Genomic DNA, 19,380 nt, shown 5'->3' with positions numbered 1-19,380 from the left:
GGAGGGGGTTCGAGAGATGGGGAGTTGGAGCAGGGGGCAGCGAGATGCAAACTGGGCGATCGAGGATTTGCAGGAATAGCATCGAGCCATAAAAGCGTTTAGGGCGCTGGGTTTTCGTCGAGGTTGGCTTGATGCTCGCACTCGAAACCCACCTCGTACCAGCGATCCATATCGACTTCCGATAAGTGAGTGAGATGGGCGCACGGTGGCGGCGAATGGAATTGGGCGATCGCCGCCCACCCCAAACTGCGGGTCACGTCCAACATAGTTTTGAGCCAAAACTCCTGATTTCCCGGGACTCCGGTTTCGCTGACCAACTCGACCTCGACCGCAATCCCTTTCGCCCCTAAAATAATTTGAGCGAGCCATTTCGCCCGGGGCAAGTGCGACGGCGAGGTAATGACTTTAACTTTCCTCACATTCCACTGTTCTAAAATCGGACAACTGAAATAAAAATTGCCAAACGTGGAACTGGCGCAGTTTTCCAGCCAGACTCGCTCTGTCGGCGCTTGCGATCGCTCGAAAATCAACCAAATACAGGGATTTTTGGAACCACTGGAAATTAAAATCGGAATTTGCGGCTGAGTTTTAGCCAGTTCGGCGACGTAGAGTTCCCGGCGAATGCTGCCACCGAGAACCAAAATTGCATCGACCGGACCGCGACGGGCCGCGTGTAGGGCGATCGCGTGAGGGACGGCGGTAGCGGTCAAAATTGCCAGCAGTAACGCCAAAGTGCTTAACAGATAGAATTTTTTTCCCGGTCTTTTTCTTTTAACCGAATCGGGCAGCGATCGAGATCGCTGCCGTCGCGTTTTAAACTTCACAATCACAAAGGGGGAGAACTATTCGGATTCGGGCAAGCTAAAGGTGACGCGACCCTGGGAATCCACTTGTTTTTTCGCACCCAGTTTTAACAGTTCTTCTTCGGCTTTTTGCTGGCGTTGGCGATCGATGGCCGTGTAATATACTTCTTGCCACCCCCAAAACCGCACCCGGGTACTGTCCGGATCGGTTTTGAGGAATTCGGCAGTGCGGCGGTAGATTTCTGCGAGCTCGGTATTGCCGGAAGCTTGCGCCCAACGCGCGGCCATTTCGTGAGACCGAACGCTCCCTTGAATATCGCCGAGGAGGAGTAATTGATCCAAGCCTTTATAGCGCCACACTAAAAAGGCATCAGGGTGCATGGTCGGACTGAGGGCGTCGGTTCCGCGATCCATCAGTTGAATACTCAATTCCGGATCGGCTTGGTAGAAGGAAACGGCGCTGGAGAGAAACAAGTAAATCTCGACAAAACGCGGGTCGAGTTGGGTAATCAGTTTGAAGTAATCGTCATTGAGATCGTAACCTGTTTGTAAGCGAGCCGGGTCGTCGCCAAAATATTGGATGAAGTTTAAAAACGTCCAATCGGCGATGAGGTTATCGAAATCGAGAGTGGGGGTTTGTTCGAGCAATTGCAACCGCAAACCCCATTGTTGTTCTTGTTGTTCGGGGGTGAGGGTCGATAGGCGGGGACGATCCAGTTGAAGTTGCTGCAAGGCGACGACGCCGACCAAAGCAAGCGCGACGATCGCGCTGTTGAGCAGTAGGGGGAGTTTGGTTTTGGGAAAAGGTTTGACTTTGGCTTGCACGGGCGATCGCTCCGAGTCAATTGCACTGTGTTGAGATCTTATCCAGATTTGAGTAGCACTAGACGATCTCAAAATTATTCTAGCTAGACTAGGGACGGGGATCGACGCGATCGCGGCTCGTAAAAAGCGGCAAAACCACCTCCGGAAACCGATCGCAGGTTCGTGAAGTCAGTGTTGAGTAGGGCGACGAGGGGGTTACGGACATGGACGCTTAGCAACCTGTCACAAAACTTTCCCCAATTAGCCCCTTGGCTAGGTTATCTTAAACATAACCCTCGATCTATCCGACGACTGCCGACCGTTACTCCGATTGAATTGTTATCTTCAGCACTAAAAAGCTACGGTTTTGTTGCGCTTGGATCGACAGGTATTTATCTAGTCCCCGAATCTCCAAGTCCCTTGAAAAAGGCTCGCATCTGCCCCGATCGAACCCACTCCTGCGGATCTGCCCATTTTCTCTCTCCTTTTTTTCTCGACTTTAAGATTATTTCTCTTCAAAAGTGCGCCGTTCGAGCGCGTTGCGATCGCCGATCCCGAGCTGACCGAATCCGTTTTGTTGCCGTCAACCCATATCGTCGCTTAATCTAAATGACTGGAAAATCCAACCGTTTTCGCTTCTTTCACCTCGCCCTGTTTGCTGGCGCCGTCGCCACTACCACGACCCTCTCCTTACTGACCCCCCTCGGATCCCGGGCCGTGCGAGCCGAATTGGACAACAGTCCCAAAATGTTGGTCGATGAAGTTTGGCAAATTGTCAATCGAGACTATGTAGATGGTTCCTTCAACCAAACTGATTGGGAAGCCACCCGCGCCGAACTGCTCGACCGCAATTACAGTTCTCAAGAAGAAGCTTATCGGGCCGTTCGCGAAGCGTTAGAACAGTTAAACGACCCCTATACTCGGTTTTTAGATCCGGCCCAGTATGCCGCGTTAACCAGCCAAACCGCAGGGGAACTGACAGGGGTCGGGATTCGACTGGAACTCGACGAAGACACCGGGCGGATTTCAGTGGTCGAACCGTTAGAAAATTCTCCGGCCCTGGAAGCGGGAATTCAAGCGGGGGACCAGATTCTGGCGATCGATGAAAAGTCCACCGAAAATATGAGCGTCGAAAAAGCGGCGGAATTGATTCGGGGAACGGTGGGGACTGAAGTCACCTTGCAGATTTGGCGTCCGAGTGAAGAACCGTTCGACTTGACCCTGAAGCGAGCCAAAATCGAGCTGGCGGCGGTGAACTACACCTTGCAGCAGGAAGGGGGGACGAAGGTCGGTTATATCCGTTTGAAAGAATTTAGTTCCCATGCGGCGGAACAGATGAAACGGGCGATCGAAACCTTGGACGAACAGGACGCGCAAGCGTTCGTGCTGGATTTGCGCGGCAATCCGGGAGGGTTGTTGTATGCGAGTATCGAGATCGCGCAAATGTGGATGGATAACGGGGCGATCGTGCGGACCGTGGATCGCGGCGGCCACAGTCAAGATTTTAACGCCAATCACACGGCGATTTCCGAGAAACCTCTGGCGGTGTTGGTCGATAGCAATTCGGCGAGTGCCAGCGAAATTTTAGCGGGTGCGCTCAAAGATAACGGACGGGCTACGATTATCGGTACGCAAACCTTTGGTAAGGCGTTGGTTCAGTCGGTTCACGGCTTGTCGGACGGGTCTGGGTTGACGGTGACGATCGCCCACTACTATACCCCCGACGGTACGGATATCAGTCATAAGGGCATTACGCCAGATATTACCATCGAACTGAGTGGGACCCAACGACAACAATTAGTGACCAATCCGGATTTGATTGGGACGCCCCAAGATCCTTATTACAATCAAGCGCTGTCTACGTTACAAGCGCAGTTGACTCCGAAACCGTTAGCGGTTCAGTAGGGATTGGAGGTTTCCAGTCCGATCTGTTTTGAACCGCGATCGCGCGTCGGCGGTGAGCTAGCAAGGCTGACCGCCTCTTTTTTGCCGAGTCGAGGGTGAGGAGATCGGCGATCGCTCGGGGTTCTTGTTCGTGCCGATCGCCCAAAAAACGATGGCAACGATGGCAACGATTGCAACTATTGCAAATTGTGGCGCGAACGATCGCCACCTCGGCGATCGTCATATAATCGAGCGGACGCGATAATTCACCGACCCAAATCGCTCTCGGCGATCGCCCGAATCCCGTCGAGGTCTCGTCCTCATGTCCCGAGAGAGTCCAACTGTAGAGAGATCGGGGCTGAGGGGCAGCTCGCGCGCGTTCGCCAGGTTTTGCCACAGATTTTGCCAAAATTAAAGGTTTTAGGCGGGTGGCATTCGGGAAAAGCCGAATTTGATGGCTGAATACCATGTCGGTCGCCTCCTCCGTCGCTCCTGGAAAACTGGAAAAGACAAACGGGATGAATTATGGGACGATGGGCGATCGCGCTCGCATATTATTGAGGCTCCCTATCAGCCAATCTATGTCTAAACAAAAACACCTCATTACCCCGATACCCGGCGATCGTTGTTTGGCGGCGATCGCGGTCTACGGGTTCGATCCGGCGATCGAATCGCTCGATCTCGACACCGATCCCTATCCTTTAGATTCCTATCGCATCGTTTTACTCGAATTCTACGACGCCCGAGGTTATACCCCCTCCGGATGGGTGGCGGTACGAGAAATGCTGCGCTTCGAGCATAAAAAACGCAAAGCCGCTCACAAACGCACCCGCCAACTCGCCAAACTGCTCGAAATTCCCGCCCTCGAATGGGAGCAAGTCCAACCGCTTTATCTCGGCGAGTTACCGGGGATGCAATCCCACTACGATTTCTACGAAACCCGCTTTTTCGATCGCAATGCGTATCTGGAAGTGGAACAAGATCGCGAAGACTATCCCTTCGGCGCCAGCCTCAACGGCGCGTCCGCAGACCGACCCGGCGTCGATGGGGACTGGCGATTGTCGCCCGAACGCAACGGGGTCGAACGCCGTTTGCTCGGTTATGTCGCCGTCGATTGCGGTATGGTGGCGATCGCCGATCCGTCCTATTTGAACTTGTGGCAAGATAATCTTCCCGACGGGAGCGATCGCGCTCAAGATTTTTCCTTCTCCGGCGCCCACAATGCCACTCATCATACCGAAGCTATGGGCGGTCAACTTTACGCGCCCTTCCCCAATCCAGATGCGGTTCTAGAGGCGATCGCCCAAGGTCGTACCCCCTTATTTGAAGCCGGAGTTGCAGTTTCTACGGGCATCGGCGACGGAACCTATCCCGTTTATGCCGAATACCAAGACCTCGGGCAACCTTTTGGCAAGCGCATTGTGCGGGTGACTGTCGATTTCACCCACCATATTTTGCTGCAAGATACGCTCAATTTTGCCAGTACCACGGATTAGAGTCCCATTCGACCCTGCAACGCTGCTCGACCTCGAACCCTAGATAAGTGCGGCGTTGCCGAAGGGGTTTCCCCACTGAAATTGAATGGCTCAATTCATTTCTAAAATCTGCTTCAATCCGATCGCCTCAAATTTACGGATTTTATGAAGATTAAATGAATATTCAAGGATCGCCACTGACAAAAGCCGTTCCATACGAGAAAATGGGGATAACTCAATCGCTCGTGGGGAAAGATCCCATAATTTCCCCGGGCAAATCTCTAAAGAGATCGACAATTCGAGCGTTATTGAGCAAAGTTTGACAGTTTAAAATCCAGTCCGTCGCATTGGAAACAACTGTCAGGGTGCAAAAGTCTTAAAACATAGAAGTAATTGGAGAAACTTAAGGCAGTTTCTCAACGGCTGGCAACCGGAAACGGACTGTCAGCTCCTTGGTTTTTAGTTGATGCATAAATAGCCTTAAAAGTCAAGCTAAACTTTTTGAAAAAATGAATGCGGATCCTTAACTAACTATTATTAAAAGGTTTCCGGAGCCTTTATGAATCGGGGTGCAACTGATATCGACTGGCATCTTTTTTAGCTCGAAATACCGATTCGGGAGGCCGATAATGAAACAGTACATTCCAGACTCTTATTCAGACAACGAAGGCGATCGCACTCCCGAACCGTTGCATCGTTTGCTGCTGGCTGTCGTGCTGACGGGTTTATTATACGTAACCGTCGGTTCTCAACTGTCCGAATCAGTCAAAATTAGCAGCGAACGGGCTCACGGTGGCGATCCGCCGAAGGCGTCGCTGGGCGATCGCGCCCTTTCCTCCAACCCCAGCCCCGAGGCGAACCGGGTTCCCTCCGTCCCGGCGAGTGCGGTCCACTCCGAGACCCTCGCCGAAGTCTCCGAACGGAACGAAGCCTGTTCCGAACGCAGCGATCGCCACTGCAACAGTATTTTACCCAGCTCTCCCGTCCCGGTGAATGCCTTAGCCGATCGCCGCAGCGTTCTCGATTAGCTCGATGTTACGATCGGCTGACATCTCTAGCGAGTTAGAGCCGTTGCCAGTAAAGTAGAATATTGCGGTCGAAGCAAATTCGTAAACAGTTAACAGAATTAGGCATGAAGCTGGCAGCAAGAGTTGGTCAGGTGACTCCCTCCCTCACCTTAGCGATTTCCGCCCAAGCCAAAGCGATGAAGGCGGAAGGTATCGATGTTTGTAGCTTTAGCGCGGGCGAACCGGATTTTGACACGCCCGACCATATTAAAGCTGCCGCCAAAAAAGCACTGGACGAGGGAAAAACCAAATACGGCCCGGCTGCTGGCGATCCGCAATTGCGCGCGGCGATCGCCGCTAAACTGCAAACAGAAAATCAACTCGACTATCAAGCCGAGAATACGATCGTCACCAACGGGGGCAAACATTCCCTTTATAACCTGATGGTGGCCCTACTCGATCCCGGCGACGAAGTCATTATCCCGGCCCCCTATTGGTTGAGTTACCCGGAAATGGTCAAACTCGCCGAAGGGACTCCCAAAATTGTCGATACCACGGCGGAAAACGGCTACAAACTCACCCCGCAACAGTTGCGCGACGCTTGCACGCCGAAAACGCGCTTGTTAGTCCTCAATTCGCCGTCCAATCCGACCGGAATGGTCTATACTCCCCAAGAATTGCGCGCGATCGCCGAAGTGGTTGTCGAACGCGATATTTTGGTAGTTTCTGACGAAATTTACGAAAAAATCATCTACGACGACGCCGAACAAGTCAGTATCGGTTCGTTATCGCCGGAAATCTTCGCCCGGACGATTATTAGTAACGGTTTTGCCAAAGCTTACTCGATGACCGGATGGCGGTTGGGATTTCTCGCCGGACCGCTAGAGTTAATTAAAGCGGTGAGTACCCTGCAAAGTCACAGTACCTCGAATGTCTGCACCTTTGCTCAATACGGGGCGATCGCGGCCCTGGAAGGATCCCAAGATTGCGTCGAAGAAATGCGTCAAGCCTTTGCCAAACGACGCACCTACATTCTCGATCGCCTCAAAGCTATCCCCGGATTGACCTGTCCCGAACCCAAAGGCGCGTTTTACGTGTTTCCCAATATCAGCCAAACGGGGATGAAATCTCTCGATTTTTGCAAGGCATTATTAGACCGGGAAAATGTGGCGACGATTCCCGGAATCGCTTTCGGCGCCGACGATTGCATCCGCCTTTCCTATGCGACAGATTTACCGACGATTGAGAAAGGGATGGATCGTTTAGAACGCTTCGTGCGATCGCATTTGTAAGCGATTTGGCTCGATTTTTGCTTCCCTCAAGCTCTTTTTTCTCTGCAAGATTGTCTGCAAGATAGTAGCTTGAGGGCTGGTTAGCTGCACTCGGGCATCTGATGAGGTACAGCGCCGATCGCCCTATCCCCCCTTCGCCCCCCTTTCAAAGGGGGGTTGGGGGGATGGTTGGGGGGATTTCGGGGGGACGAGGAAAGTCCCCCTTTTTAAGGGGGATTTAGGGGGATCTATCTAAATGTCTTGCCTCCCAGAGGAAAATGCTGTAGCTGCACGCTTCTGTGGACATGAAAGATGATTTTGAAATCTAAAATCTAAAATCCCCAATCTAAAATCTAAAATTCTACCCCCCCGATCGCCCGTCTTCAATATCAAGAGAGGCGATCGGGTCTTTTTTGAGCATTACGATAATAACTGCACGTCCGTCAAATCAATTTTGACCTGACTAGTTTTCCCCGTTTCTACCGTTTCAATTTTTTGGCGAGTCGGGATGTAATAACCGCCGATTTTGTCGTAAAAATCTTCAAAATTTACCTTTGCTAAGGTTTCTCCCGTAGCATCTGCCGTAAATACCGCGCGATATTGGGTGCCGAGATAGCCATTTGGCGTATCGCGATCGCCCAATAAATCGACTTTAACCGCCACTTCACCCATCAAGCGATTGACTTGCACGATTTTGCGATCGCGCACCAAATAATAAGATGGCGTTCCCCCAATTTGATCGATTTCGACCGCGCCATTATTGCGGATTTCTCCGAAATTAAAACTCTCTTCCTCGTGGGCACGTTCAAAAGGAACCGCGTGTCGGTGAGTCGCCAACATATTCAACTGTTGCGACACTTCCTTCGTCACTTCCGGGTTATCAATCCCCGTGACTTCGCCGTTCAAATCCGCATCGAGACGGAGTTGACCGCGATAGGTCTCCCCGTTCCAGTTGACCTCCACCGCCGCCTGGTAACCGGGAAAGTCTTCATCCCAGGTATAGCGGTTTTCATACGCCTCCCGGAACACTTCAAGGGCGCTGTGGCTTTCGCTAAAGGCCATCGGGGCCGCGTTCGCCGGGGTAGACCCTCCCCAAACTGTGGCGAGGAGGGCGACGCAGCAGGTTAAAGTCAAAACAATTCGTGTGAATCGGTGTAGCATGGCGATCGATATTGCGCGAAATCTTGTCATTGACATAATTTAACGATTTCGCCGAGTTTTTGCCGATCGCCGTCCCCACTCAGCCATCAATTCCCGTCAGGGGGTCGGCGTGGGGTTGCGGTAACGGTTTCGACACTTCCCGCGACCAACCGTCGCCGGAATTTTTATGATTGCCCCCCTGACGCCGTTGCAAAATTTCGCGCTTGCGGCGGGCATCTTGCAATTTTGTCAGCTCTTCTTGATACACCTCAAAAATGCGGGTCAGACTGCTGGCGAGGGCATCCCAGCTTTCATCGCGGGCGAGTTTTTCGGTAATTCCAGTGAGTAATTCGCTTTGTTCGTGTTTTTGAATCAACGCTTTGAGGCGATCGCCATCTTTAAGCAAAGCCGCCTCATAAATTTCTCCATCGCACCACCATAACCCCGGCTGACTTAACAGCCAAGTGAGTAAATAACTTTCTGCATATTGTTCTTTAACCCAAGCGGTGATGTGTTTGAGTTCTTGCATGATTCTCCTTTCCCCTGACAATTTCAACAAAGATCGTAAGCGTGTCAAGGGCTAGTATATCCTTACCGAGAACCGTTGATTTTTCCGAAGGGATTCGGATCCGATTTGTCCCCGCGTAGATCCCTGCCAATCCTTCGTTTGGGGAATAATTTTAAATAATTTTAGGGAATCATTTGAACCGCCATGAAACAGATTGTTTATTCTCAAGTGATTCATCTCAGTCACCCCATTCACCCCGAGATCCCGCGATGGCCCGGGGATCCCCCGGTCGAGTTCGAGGCGATCGCCCAACTGCCGGAAGACGGCTATTATTTGCGGCGATTTTCGATGGGAGAACATAGCGCTACTCACATCAACGCGCCCAACAGTTTTTATACCGATGGCGTCGGTATCGATGCTTATGCTGCCGAATCTTTAATCCTCCCGGCGGTGGTTCTCGACTGGCGCGATCGCGCGATCGCCCACCCGGACTCGGTTGTAGAAATTGCCGACATCCTCGCCTGGGAAGCCCTACACGGCGCGATCGCCCCCGGCAGCGTCGTTCTTTTATACACGGGTTGGCAACAACGCTGGGCTTCAGGGGAACAATTTATCAACGATCGCCATTTCCCCGGTTTTGCGGCGGAAACCAGCCAATTTTTACTCGAACGACGACAAATCGGCGGCGTCGGAACCGACACTCACGGCGTCGATCCCGGACAAGACGATCGCTTCGCCACCAATCGTCAAATCTTGGCAAAACAGGGCATTGTTTTAGAAAATCTTGCCAATTTAGACCGCCTTCCCCCGACGGGAACCACATTGGCGATCGGTATTTTGCGCCTGCAAAAAGGTAGCGGATCTCCCGCCGCCGTTTTCGCCTTCATTCCCTAGCAAAACCGTAAAAGCAGATGCAAGCTTCACGATGTAGGGGCGCAAAAAATCCAAAATAGCGCCCCTACGCTTCCTATTTCATCTCTTCATTCGGCAACTTCCAGACCCTCAATAACGAATCCAACCGTTGAGGGTAAAGCGACTGTCTGCAAAATCATTAGAAGAACAGCGAACGGGTTGGACTTCGTGACAGCAACTACTACTAAAAAAGACAATACTGTTATTGTACGGTTGCACGACTTTCGACGATTCCGCCGCCATCGTGTAATAGGATTCGTTGTGCTTCCAACTATCGTAAATTTTTAATTCTCCCCCCGAGAACTGTTTTGGTTCGCGGTTGAAATAATAAACGTAACTGATCGCCCGAGTTGCAGTTTTTTCGTCGCCGTTGTCATTGTGGGCTTTATAATAATGCCCGTCATTATGGGCGGTGATTTGGGTTTCAATTTGACTGATGGGAAACTCGCCAATTCCCAACTCCTTGCAAATCGTCGAGAAATTTTGTTTGAGGCGGGCTTGAATCAGTTCCGCGAAATCTTCAAAATAGAATAACAGTAGGGATTTGCGATATTCTGGATCGCCACTCGATACCGTACTTTGGACGAACTCGGATTTTTTGTTCAGGACGTAATTTAATAAGCGATTATGTTCTTTTGGGGTTAAAAAGTTTTCGATTTGGAAGTAACGAGATTCGATTAAAACTGGACCATTGCTGGAGTTGGGATCGGCGGTACTTTGCGCCTGAATTTGTGGGGTCTCCGCTTGCGGCGTGGGGGTCGGTTCGGGCGGGGATTGAACCATTTGAGTCATTTCTTTGAGTTCGCCTGTTTCGCCGAACGTCAACGGCGGATCGGTGGCGATCGCCACGATCGAATGACTGGGAAAATACAACATCGATCGCCCCTCATCTACGGGAATTTGAAAGAGGCGATTATTCTCCGTTTCTCCCTGAGAACGGTTTTGCAATGCTTCGAGTAATTCCAGTAATAATGGCGAGTCGAAACTGAGAGACAATTCGCATTGATGTCCCCCTTCAATCAACATCATAACGTGAACTTGAGACTCGATATTTTGCGTAGTTGCGCTCATAATTCTTAGTGATGGTTTGTAGTTTCTCGTTCGAGTGAATCTTCATGCGAGAAGCGAACTCTCGACGTTCTCTCCCTGCTTTCTATCCCCGCTTGGTCTCCCCCCGACACAGCCACCCTCTGAAGATAAAGCAGTGGTCTGCCATGTTGGCCGATCGCGGTTTCAATTCTAGCATTTCATAAGGGGTCGGACTCAAGAAAAATAGCGCCGAATTATTCCTCGTCTCGATAGTTTGATAAGATTTGGCAGGAATGCAAACATTATTTTCGATTTGCGTGTCGTAAAGGCGAATCTGTCCCCCCATGAATCCTCGCGGTTCGGGATAGAAGAAATAGAGAAAACTGACCGATCGCCTTTGCGTTTCCGGGGCGTCATTATCGCCATTTATTTGCAGTTGTGGGACGGCGATCGCCGGAGTCAATTCGGCTTCAATTTCGGCGATCGGAAAATGAGGGATTCCCAATTTACTGAGGATATCGGGGGCGATCGCCTTTAAACGGTCTACTAAGAGGGTTCGCAAGCTTGCAAAGGAATGCGGGTAAGGACGGTAAAGGGGCGATCGCCGGAAATCATTTTGATGGTTGATAACGTAATTGGTCAGGGTTTGATGAGATTGGCGATCGAGAAAGTTTTCAATTTGAATATATTCAGTTTTCAGGGTTCTTGGCGGAAACGATAAACTTTTTTGTGGTGCTTCTGTTTCTGGAAATAAGGAATGCAGGTCAATTGTTGGCTGAGTGGCGATCGCCACTAAAGATTGCGGAGGAAAATACAAGGTCGATCGTCCTTCTTCTAAAGGGATTTTGAATAATTCTCCCCGATAATCTTCAGATTTGACGTTGGCTAACGCCTCGAACAGAGAACGCAGCAGTTTGCTATCTGGCGAGACAGAAAGCTGGCATTGATGACCGCCACGCAGTAAAATAGTTAGATCGATAGAGTCTAAATCCGCTTGCATAGTCCGCGATCGCTTTCCTTCTAAATCTCGTAATTTTTACTGAGTAAGTGGTCGTAACCGTTCGGAAAAACAAAATTCATCACCGAGAGGGAAATGGTAATATCTAAAGCAGTGACGTGATGCCACCACCCCGCCGGAACAAACATCGCTTCACCGGGGTGAATCACGACGTCGATGACGTTAACGTTTTTAAATAAAGGGTATTTTGTAAAATCCGGACGGTCGAGATCGATTGGGGTGTGGAAACTCATGTAGTTGTACATGAGATGTTTTTGGTTGGGCGAAATTAGTCGCATCCGTTTGCGTCCGTAAACCTGACAGAGAAAACTATTCATCAGGTCAAAATGAAGCGGGGTAATCGTTCCTTCCGGACCGAACCAAAATGAGAAACGTTCTCGTCCTAAGCTGCGATCGAAATAGTTGTCGGAGAGTTGGACATCTTCAAATAAGCCTTGAAATTCATCTTTGAGAATATTGGCGTTAAAGGGCACCATATAATATTGATTTGTTTTACCGCCATTGACGACGAGATCGGCATATTCGCCTAATTTCATCGTTTTTTGATGTTTTTCTTTTTCGATTTCATAAAGCGGGTTGGAGTGGCGATCGTACTGAACGGAAACGTCGAGATGACCGTATTTTTTTTTGAGATAGTCGGGGGTCCACCGTGAATGAGCTTTCCACTGGGGAACGATATCGGTCAAGATAACGGGGCGATTTTTGGCGTAATAGTTTTCGAGGAATTCTTGACGGGATAACCCCGATCGCCGTTCGACTTTGCCGAAATTGGGTTCGAGTTGTTCTAAATCGTAATAAATATCGAGTTGTAGTTTTAAGCTTTTGAGTTGTTCGGCTTGTTGGGCAATTTTGGCTTCGAGTTGTGCAATTTTGCCATCGGTAGCGCGATCGCCATTGTTCTTCTCGGTGGGAATAATTTCCTTAACGGCTGCTGTCGCTATTCTAATGTCAATGCCTTGTTCGATCATGGCGTTGACGATTTCACCGTCGGCAATCTTGCGAGATTTATGGTTGGCAATCCATTCTTGCCAGTTGCTGGGCAGTAAAGGGGCGAGATCGCGCATATTTTTTTCTTCCTAATGTTAACAAGATGAGATCGTCGAGATGAGAGAATATTTTTAGGCTTTATTGAAAAGAAAATCAAGAGGGAATGGACAGGAGTAACGGGCAGGCCCGATGCCTGCCCCACAGAATTGATTTTGTCTTGTCTAGAAGTCGGCCCGATGCCTGACTTACATTAATGCCTATATTAATGCCTACATTAATGTAAGAAATGCCGCATTCCCGTCAAGACCATGACGATGCCGAGTTCGTTGGCGGCGGCGATCGAATCTCGATCGCGCATACTGCCCCCCGGTTGGACGATCGCGGTGATGCCTGCCGCCGCCGCCGTTCTTACGGAGTCGTCGAAGGGGAAAAAGCCATCGGAGGCCAAAACGGCGCCTTGGGCGCGGTCTCCGGCTTCTTCCAGGGCAATTTTGACCGCCCCAACCCGGTTCATTTGTCCGGCGCCGACGCCCAAGGTGGCGCGATCGCGCGAGACTAAAATTGCGTTAGATTTAACGTGCTTGACGACCTTCCAAGCGAACAGAAGTTCCGCCAGTTGGTCGTCACTGGGTTTTTTCTCGGTCACCACTTCCCAGTTGTCGGGATTTTCTACAGCATCGTCCGAGTCCTGGACTAAAAATCCGCCCGCGATCGCCTTGACGGTCTGTTTCGGTCCGGTAGTTAAATCGGAAAGGGTTAAAATCCGGACTTTGGACTTTTTCTGGAGAATTTCTGCCGCTTCCGGTTCGCAAGCGGGGGCGACGACGCATTCGAGGAAGGTTTTCGTCAATTCCGTGGCCGTTGCTGCGTCGATCGCCCGGTTTAAGGCGACAATTCCGCCAAAAGCGGATACGGAATCGGCAGCAAAGGCTTTCTGATAGGCTTCTACCAAGGTCTCACCCATCGCCACCCCACAGGGATTGGTATGTTTGAGCACGGCGGCGGCGGGGGAATTCTCCGGGCCGACAAACTCGCAAATAATGCGGCGGGCAGCTTCTAAATCGACTAAGTTGTTATAACTGAGTTCTTTCCCCTGCAATTTCTCGGCGGCGGCCCATCCCGTCGGTTGCGCGCCGATTTGATACCATCCGGCGGATTGATGGGGGTTTTCGCCGTAGCGGAGGGACTGCATCAACGATCCGGCAATGCCGAAATGTTGCTGTTGCGGCAAGCTTTCGGGAACGTTTTCGAGGGGTTGTTCGCTGAGGTACGTGGCGATCGCGCGATCGTAACTCGCCGTATGCCAAAATGCCTCGCGGGCGCACGCTTGCCGGAATTCTAGGGAAACTTCGCCGTTTTTGGCGCGCAATTCGCCGAGATACGCCTCGTATTGCGCCGGATCGGACAATACGGTTAAATGAGCGTAATTTTTCGCCGAGGCGCGCAATAAGGTCGGTCCGCCGATATCGATATTTTCGATCGCCTCCGCCAGGGTCGTTCCTGGTTTGGCGATCGTTTGCTCGAACGGATATAAATTAACCACGACCAGATCGATGGGGCGAATGTCGTTATTGTCCAAATCCGCCCGATCTTCGGCCAAATCGCGACGGGCTAAAATACCGCCGTGAATGCGCGGGTGCAAGGTTTTGACGCGACCGCCCAAAATTTCCGGCGATCCGGTGTAATCGGAAACTTTGGTCACGGGTAATCCCGCTTCTTTCAAGACTTTTGCCGTCCCACCACTGCTGATGAGGTCGAACTCGAACTCCTCAACGAGGTGACGGGCGAATTCTACTAACCCGGTTTTATCAGATGTACTCAGCAGTGCCAGACGCGCCATGACTCCGTAATCCTTTCTCTCGATATCGTTTTTAGGATACGCCGAAGTTTGTTTTTTCTCTAGGAGGGGGTGGGGAAAAGGCAGGAGATACGAGGGTTTACTCCATCATCTAAGAGACTGTTTATGAAGAAAAGATAAAAAATCTTGTAGGGGTTGGGTGACCAAACCCCCGATCTTGGGTAAACCGATGGCTGCCATCGGTCGTTTGATGCTGGGGCGATTGCCTCCTCTCAAACAGGGCTGTTAATGTTTATTTTATAAACAGTCTCTCAACTCTCAACTCTCAACTCTCTATTTTTTCCCTCCCGTCAAAGGTTTGGGACAATTCCGACGAACCTATGCTAGCCTGACGGTAACCCCCTACCCCTTGTATAGATGCTTCCGCGTCGTCTCCACTTTGTTTCTGGCTGGCTGACTCGTTCCAAGTCGGCTTGTTTATTGTTTGTCGTCGGTACGATCGCCTCTCCCTCTGTCGTTCTCGGTCAGATTATTCCGGATGCGACACTTCCTAATAATTCTACCGTAACGACGGAAGATACTCTAAAAACGATTACTGGTGGGACTCAAGCGGGCAATAATTTATTTCATAGCTTTGAACGATTTGGAATTTCGGCGGGAGAAACGGCCTATTTTAATAATGGAGAGGCGATCGCCAATATTATTACCCGCGTTACGGGAAATCAAATCTCGAATATCGATGGGGTTTTGGCGGCGAATGGCAATGCGAACTTATTTGTCCTCAACCCCAACGGGATTCAGTTCGGACCGAATGCGCGCTTGAATTTGGGGGGATCTCTGGTCGCGAGTAGTGCCGAACGCCTGTTATTTGACGATGGAACGGGGTTTTCGGCGCGTCCGGAGGGGAGTGAGTCCGTACTGACGATCGCCGTTCCGGTGGGGTTGCAGTATGGGGAAAATTCGGGCAAGATTGGCGTTAATTCTGCAATTTTAGCAGGGGCTCCCGATCGCGAGTTGCGATTGGGGGGCGCGGAAGTGACGATCGCGGCGGGGGAGGTGCGATCGCCGGGAGGCTATCTGGAAGTTTTGGGAATAACTAATGGAGTTGCCCGGTTTGACGGGACGTTTTCGGGAGAAGTCCGACGGGGCAACCTGACGTTTTCCGACGGGGCGATCGTCGATGCGAGTGGGGTGGGCGCGGGGGAACTGCGGCTGTGGGGCGATCGCGTAACCTTGCAAGATAATTCTAAAATTATCACAAATACCTTGGGCGATCGCGACGGCGGCGGGATGTGGGTGAGCGCGTCCCAATTACAAATGGGCGATCGGTCGCACTTGTCGGCGTCTACCTTCGGGTCGGGAAACGGCGGGAATATGGAAATTGAGGTGAGTGGGGACATTACTCTGGTCGGTGACGGGACGTATCAAGACATTCTCGACGACCTCTTTGAGAAACGAGTCACCCGTCCGGACCAACTGTCCACGGGGATTTTTTCGCTCAGTTTCGGTTCCGGTTCTGCGGGAAATTTGCAGGTGCGATCGCAACAGTTGAATTTAGACAATGGCGCCTTTATTTCCACGGCCCCGTTCGCCACGGGAAACGGCGGTAATCTGACCGTAGAGGCGGGGGCGATCGCCCTGCGGGGGTCTCAATTTTTCGCGGACAATTTCGGTAACGCCGACGCGGGACAAATTGAAGTCAACGCCAAAACGATCCAAATTCTCGAAGGGGGGGCGATCGCCGCGTCTACCTTCGGCGACGGACGCGGGGGAATGGTCAACATTACCGCTACCGAAGCGATGGAAATCGTCGGGATGACCCCGAACGAACGGTTTAATAGCGGCATGTTTGCCACGGCATATTGGGATGCTACCGAACCTGCAGGCAATTTGAACGTGACGACGCCGCGATTGAGTTTGCGCGGGGGCGCCCAAATTGCGGCATCGAGTTTTAGTGCGGTAGCGGGTGGAACGGTGAATATTAACGCAGATACGGTGGAAATTGTCGGGCGATCGCCCAATCGGATTAAATCGAGTGGCTTATTTACCCAAAGCTACGATATCGGTCCGGCAGGGGATTTAAACGTGACGGCGCGATCGCTCCTGGTCGGCGACGGCGCCTTAATTTCTGCGGCGACCACCGGATCCGGGGAAGGAGGAGACCTGACTATTCGCGCCACCGATTCGGTCACCATCTTTGGAACGGGAGAATTTGATTTAGGAACTGCCGTCATCGAGGGCAATTTTGACCCGGCGAATTTACAAGATGGCTTGTATACTTCGAGTGTCGGACCGGGGAAGGCGGGCAATTTGACCCTCGAAACTCGTCGTCTCAGCGTGCGCGATCGCGGCAACATCTCCACGGCGACCTTATTGCAAGGGGATGGGGGCAATTTGACCATTCGCGCCTCGGAATGGGTCGAACTCGATCGCTCCACCTTGCTGACGGGAACCTCTGGGGAAGGTGAAGCGGGGAATTTAAGCGTCAATACCGGACGATTGATATTGCGCAATCAAGCTGCAGCGATTACTTCGACGATCGCCCAAGGATCCGGTGGTTCGATTGATATTAAGGCATCTGAAGCGATCGACTTGAGCGACGGATCGGCGATCTTGACCACCACCGAAGGATCCGGAGATGCAGGCGGATTGCGGATCGAAACCGGATCGTTAAGGGTCACCGACGCCTCGGGGATTTCTACCGCTACCTCAACCCAGGGAAAAGGCGGCGATCTGAGCATTTTTGCCTCGGAAAGGGTGGAAATCACCGATAACAGCAGTTTGGTCACCGCTACCTTGAGCGCGGGAAATGCCGGACAATTGGCGATCGTCACCCCTTCTTTGACCCTGACGAATCAGTCTGGGATTACCGTGAGCAGTTCCGGGGAAGGGGATTCCGGCAACCTCAAAATTACCAGCGATCGCCTCGTGTTAGATTCGAGTCTACTCGTCGCCATTACCGCCTCCGGTCAAGGGGGAAATATCGAGATCGCCTCTCCCCAAGCGGTCACCTTGCGCCGCAACTCCGAAATGTCTGCCGAAGCGACCGGATCGGGAAATGGCGGCAACGTCGCGATCTCCACTGACGTGTTAAGCGTTCTCGAAAATAGTCAAATTCGCGCCACCGCCATTCAAGGAAACGGCGGCAACATCAGTATTTTGACTCAAGGGCTATTCGAGTCTCCCGACAGCCAAATTAGCGCCAGTTCCCAACGCGGGATCGATGGTGTGGTCCGCATCGACACCCCGGATCTCGATCCGAGTCAGGGGATCGTCCCGTTACCCTCGCAATTTATCCAGGCGAGCGATCGCGTCTTCCAAGGTTGCGGTAATGACGCCAATCGCAGCGAATTTATCGTCACCGGACGGGGTGGTTTGCCGTTCAATCCAGACGATCCCCTCACCAGCGAAAGTATTTGGGTCGATTTTGGCGAAATGACGCCTCATCCTGCCAATGTCGATCGCCATTCCTTTCCTGTTGCTCCTCCCGATCCCGAATCGAGTCCGCCTCCCTTGGTGGAAGCACGCGGCTGGACGGTGAACGATCGAGGGGAAACGGTGTTGACGGCAAGGGAGAGGGGCGATCGGGCAACTTGGTATCCTGATGTAGACTGTAATGTTGTTGGGAGTAGGGACGAACCACGAGGAAGAATTCCCAGAGATTGAGCGATCGCCCCTCAGCAGCGAGAAGCTCTTCATATACAATCTAAAATCTACAATCTAAAATCTAAAATCACATCGCCGTGTCTCTTAAATCCATTTCCATTAAACCCACAACGACTCAATCCCCTACAGGAATTATCGTCATGCTGCACGGCTGGGGTGCCAATTGCTACGACCTCGAACCCCTCGCCGAAGCTTTAAATTTACCGGAATATCAGTTTGAATTTCTCGACGCCCCCTTCCCCCATCCTCAAGTCCCGGGGGGTAAGATGTGGTACGACTTGGAGAGCGACAATTACGAAGGATTAGAAGAGAGTCGCCAACAGGTTATGGATTGGTTGGGCGAATTGGAACAGGACACGGGGGTTCCCTTATCGCGAACGATTTTAAGTGGTTTTTCGCAAGGCGGCGCCACGATTCTCGATGTCGGGTTGCGCTTACCCGTGGCGGCGCTCGTGTCGATGAGTGGTTACCTGCACTGCGAACCGGAACCGACGGGCGATCGCCTCCCCCCCAGTTTAATCATGCACGGCATCCAAGATCCAGTCGTCCCGATCGCCGCCGCCCACCAAGTCCGCGATTTGTTCCAAGCATTAGGGATGAGCGTTCAATATCGCGAATTTACGATGAATCACGCCATCTGTCCCGAAGAAATCGCCCTCTTCCATCAATTTGTTCGGGGATTGAATTTGGGGGAGGTTTAGATTTTAGATTTTAGATCGAGGCGGTAACACATCCCCCCTAAAAACCGAATATTGAAAACCTTTGCAAATTCTCCCGATACCGGATCGCTTGCGGTAGAATTTAAAGACAAATCGGCATCGAATCCAAATCGATGTAGGCTTTACGTGGATGGAGGCGCAGATTGTGATTACAGCTACGATTTCAAAGCGGGACATTGCTGCTCTCACCCCATCGGATGTTGAACAATTGGCATTTCGCCTGGAGTGCGATGAGTATACGAATGCCTTTGAAGGCTTGAACGATTGGCATTTGCTCCGCGCGATCGCTTTTGAGCGTCCCGAACTCGTCGAACCCTACATCTACTTGTTAGATTTAGAAGCCTACGACGAAGCTTGAG

The 19,380-nt window shown here is 51.5% G+C and carries 17 protein-coding genes; 9 read left to right on the top strand and 8 right to left on the bottom strand.

Annotated features, from left to right (window positions below):
* Positions 1-98: 98 nt before the first annotated feature.
* Together HCG48_RS08375 and HCG48_RS08370 are read right to left on the bottom strand one after the other, a co-directional pair.
* Complete coding sequence (locus tag HCG48_RS08375; protein WP_246259972.1) at positions 99-824, bottom strand: YdcF family protein; 726 nt, start codon at positions 822-824, stop codon at positions 99-101.
* 18 nt (positions 825-842) lie between these two features.
* Complete coding sequence (locus HCG48_RS08370; RefSeq protein WP_168568747.1) at positions 843-1,628, bottom strand: hypothetical protein; 786 nt, start codon at positions 1,626-1,628, stop codon at positions 843-845.
* Positions 1,629-2,216: 588 nt separating this feature from the next.
* On the opposite strand from HCG48_RS08370, the gene ctpB reads away from it, so the two are divergent.
* The 5 genes from ctpB (at position 2,217) to HCG48_RS08350 (ending at position 7,265) form a co-directional block, all read left to right on the top strand.
* Complete coding sequence (gene ctpB, locus HCG48_RS08365) at positions 2,217-3,512, top strand: carboxyl-terminal processing protease CtpB (RefSeq protein ID WP_168568746.1); 1,296 nt, start codon at positions 2,217-2,219, stop codon at positions 3,510-3,512.
* Between the two features lie 433 nt (positions 3,513-3,945).
* Entirely contained in the window at positions 3,946-4,080 is a 135-nt protein-coding gene (locus tag HCG48_RS26430; protein ID WP_281362094.1) for a hypothetical protein, read from the top strand.
* Positions 4,073-4,987, top strand: a complete 915-nt coding sequence (locus tag HCG48_RS08360) for a DUF4241 domain-containing protein (RefSeq protein ID WP_168568745.1) — start codon at positions 4,073-4,075, stop codon at positions 4,985-4,987. The genes HCG48_RS26430 and HCG48_RS08360 overlap by 8 nt, the downstream gene beginning before the upstream one ends.
* A 608-nt stretch (positions 4,988-5,595) precedes the next feature.
* A complete protein-coding gene (locus HCG48_RS08355) occupies positions 5,596-5,994 on the top strand; it encodes a hypothetical protein (protein WP_168568744.1) in 399 nt (132 codons plus the stop codon).
* A 104-nt stretch (positions 5,995-6,098) separates the two neighbouring features.
* A complete protein-coding gene (locus tag HCG48_RS08350; protein WP_168568743.1) occupies positions 6,099-7,265 on the top strand; it encodes a pyridoxal phosphate-dependent aminotransferase in 1,167 nt (388 codons plus the stop codon).
* A gap of 399 nt (positions 7,266-7,664) precedes the next feature.
* On the opposite strand, the gene HCG48_RS08345 is transcribed toward HCG48_RS08350, so the two are convergent.
* Positions 7,665-8,435 (bottom strand): DUF3386 domain-containing protein, encoded by a 771-nt coding sequence (locus HCG48_RS08345; protein WP_168568742.1) that lies wholly within the window; start codon positions 8,433-8,435, stop codon positions 7,665-7,667.
* A gap of 49 nt (positions 8,436-8,484) precedes the next feature.
* On the bottom strand, positions 8,485-8,913 hold the full coding sequence (locus tag HCG48_RS08340; RefSeq protein ID WP_168568741.1) for a hypothetical protein: 429 nt from the start codon (positions 8,911-8,913) through the stop codon (positions 8,485-8,487).
* A gap of 183 nt (positions 8,914-9,096) precedes the next feature.
* On the opposite strand from HCG48_RS08340, the gene HCG48_RS08335 reads away from it, so the two are divergent.
* On the top strand, positions 9,097-9,786 hold the full coding sequence (locus HCG48_RS08335; protein WP_168568740.1) for a cyclase family protein: 690 nt from the start codon (positions 9,097-9,099) through the stop codon (positions 9,784-9,786).
* Positions 9,787-9,894: 108 nt separating this feature from the next.
* Here the strand turns inward: HCG48_RS08335 and HCG48_RS08330 are convergent, their stop codons facing one another.
* The 4 genes from HCG48_RS08330 to purH all read right to left on the bottom strand — a co-directional run bounded on the left by HCG48_RS08330 (position 9,895) and on the right by purH (position 14,678).
* On the bottom strand, positions 9,895-10,875 hold the full coding sequence (locus tag HCG48_RS08330; RefSeq protein ID WP_168568739.1) for a 2OG-Fe(II) oxygenase: 981 nt from the start codon (positions 10,873-10,875) through the stop codon (positions 9,895-9,897).
* An 82-nt stretch (positions 10,876-10,957) separates the two neighbouring features.
* Positions 10,958-11,833 (bottom strand): 2OG-Fe(II) oxygenase, encoded by an 876-nt coding sequence (locus tag HCG48_RS08325; protein WP_168568738.1) that lies wholly within the window; start codon positions 11,831-11,833, stop codon positions 10,958-10,960.
* Between the two features lie 20 nt (positions 11,834-11,853).
* Positions 11,854-12,915, bottom strand: a complete 1,062-nt coding sequence (locus tag HCG48_RS08320) for a cupin-like domain-containing protein (RefSeq protein WP_168568737.1) — start codon at positions 12,913-12,915, stop codon at positions 11,854-11,856.
* A gap of 197 nt (positions 12,916-13,112) precedes the next feature.
* Positions 13,113-14,678 carry a bifunctional phosphoribosylaminoimidazolecarboxamide formyltransferase/IMP cyclohydrolase gene (gene purH / locus HCG48_RS08315; protein ID WP_168568736.1) on the bottom strand — a complete coding sequence of 522 codons (1,566 nt, stop codon included), beginning with the start codon at positions 14,676-14,678 and terminating at the stop codon, positions 13,113-13,115.
* 375 nt (positions 14,679-15,053) lie between these two features.
* On the opposite strand from purH, the gene HCG48_RS08310 reads away from it, so the two are divergent.
* The 3 genes from HCG48_RS08310 (at position 15,054) to isiD (ending at position 19,379) form a co-directional block, all read left to right on the top strand.
* Positions 15,054-18,302: a two-partner secretion domain-containing protein gene (locus HCG48_RS08310; RefSeq protein ID WP_168568735.1), complete on the top strand. Its 3,249-nt coding sequence runs from the start codon at positions 15,054-15,056 to the stop codon at positions 18,300-18,302.
* Positions 18,303-18,379: 77 nt separating this feature from the next.
* On the top strand, positions 18,380-19,003 hold the full coding sequence (locus HCG48_RS08305; RefSeq protein WP_168568734.1) for an alpha/beta hydrolase: 624 nt from the start codon (positions 18,380-18,382) through the stop codon (positions 19,001-19,003).
* A gap of 163 nt (positions 19,004-19,166) precedes the next feature.
* Complete coding sequence (gene isiD / locus HCG48_RS08300; protein ID WP_168568733.1) at positions 19,167-19,379, top strand: protein IsiD; 213 nt, start codon at positions 19,167-19,169, stop codon at positions 19,377-19,379.
* Position 19,380: the final 1 nt, after the last annotated feature.

It is taken from the genome of Oxynema aestuarii AP17 (assembly GCF_012295525.1).
GTDB classification, from domain to species: Bacteria; Cyanobacteriota; Cyanobacteriia; order Cyanobacteriales; family Laspinemataceae; genus Oxynema; species Oxynema aestuarii.
This window is presented reverse-complemented; position numbering and strand designations above follow the sequence as displayed.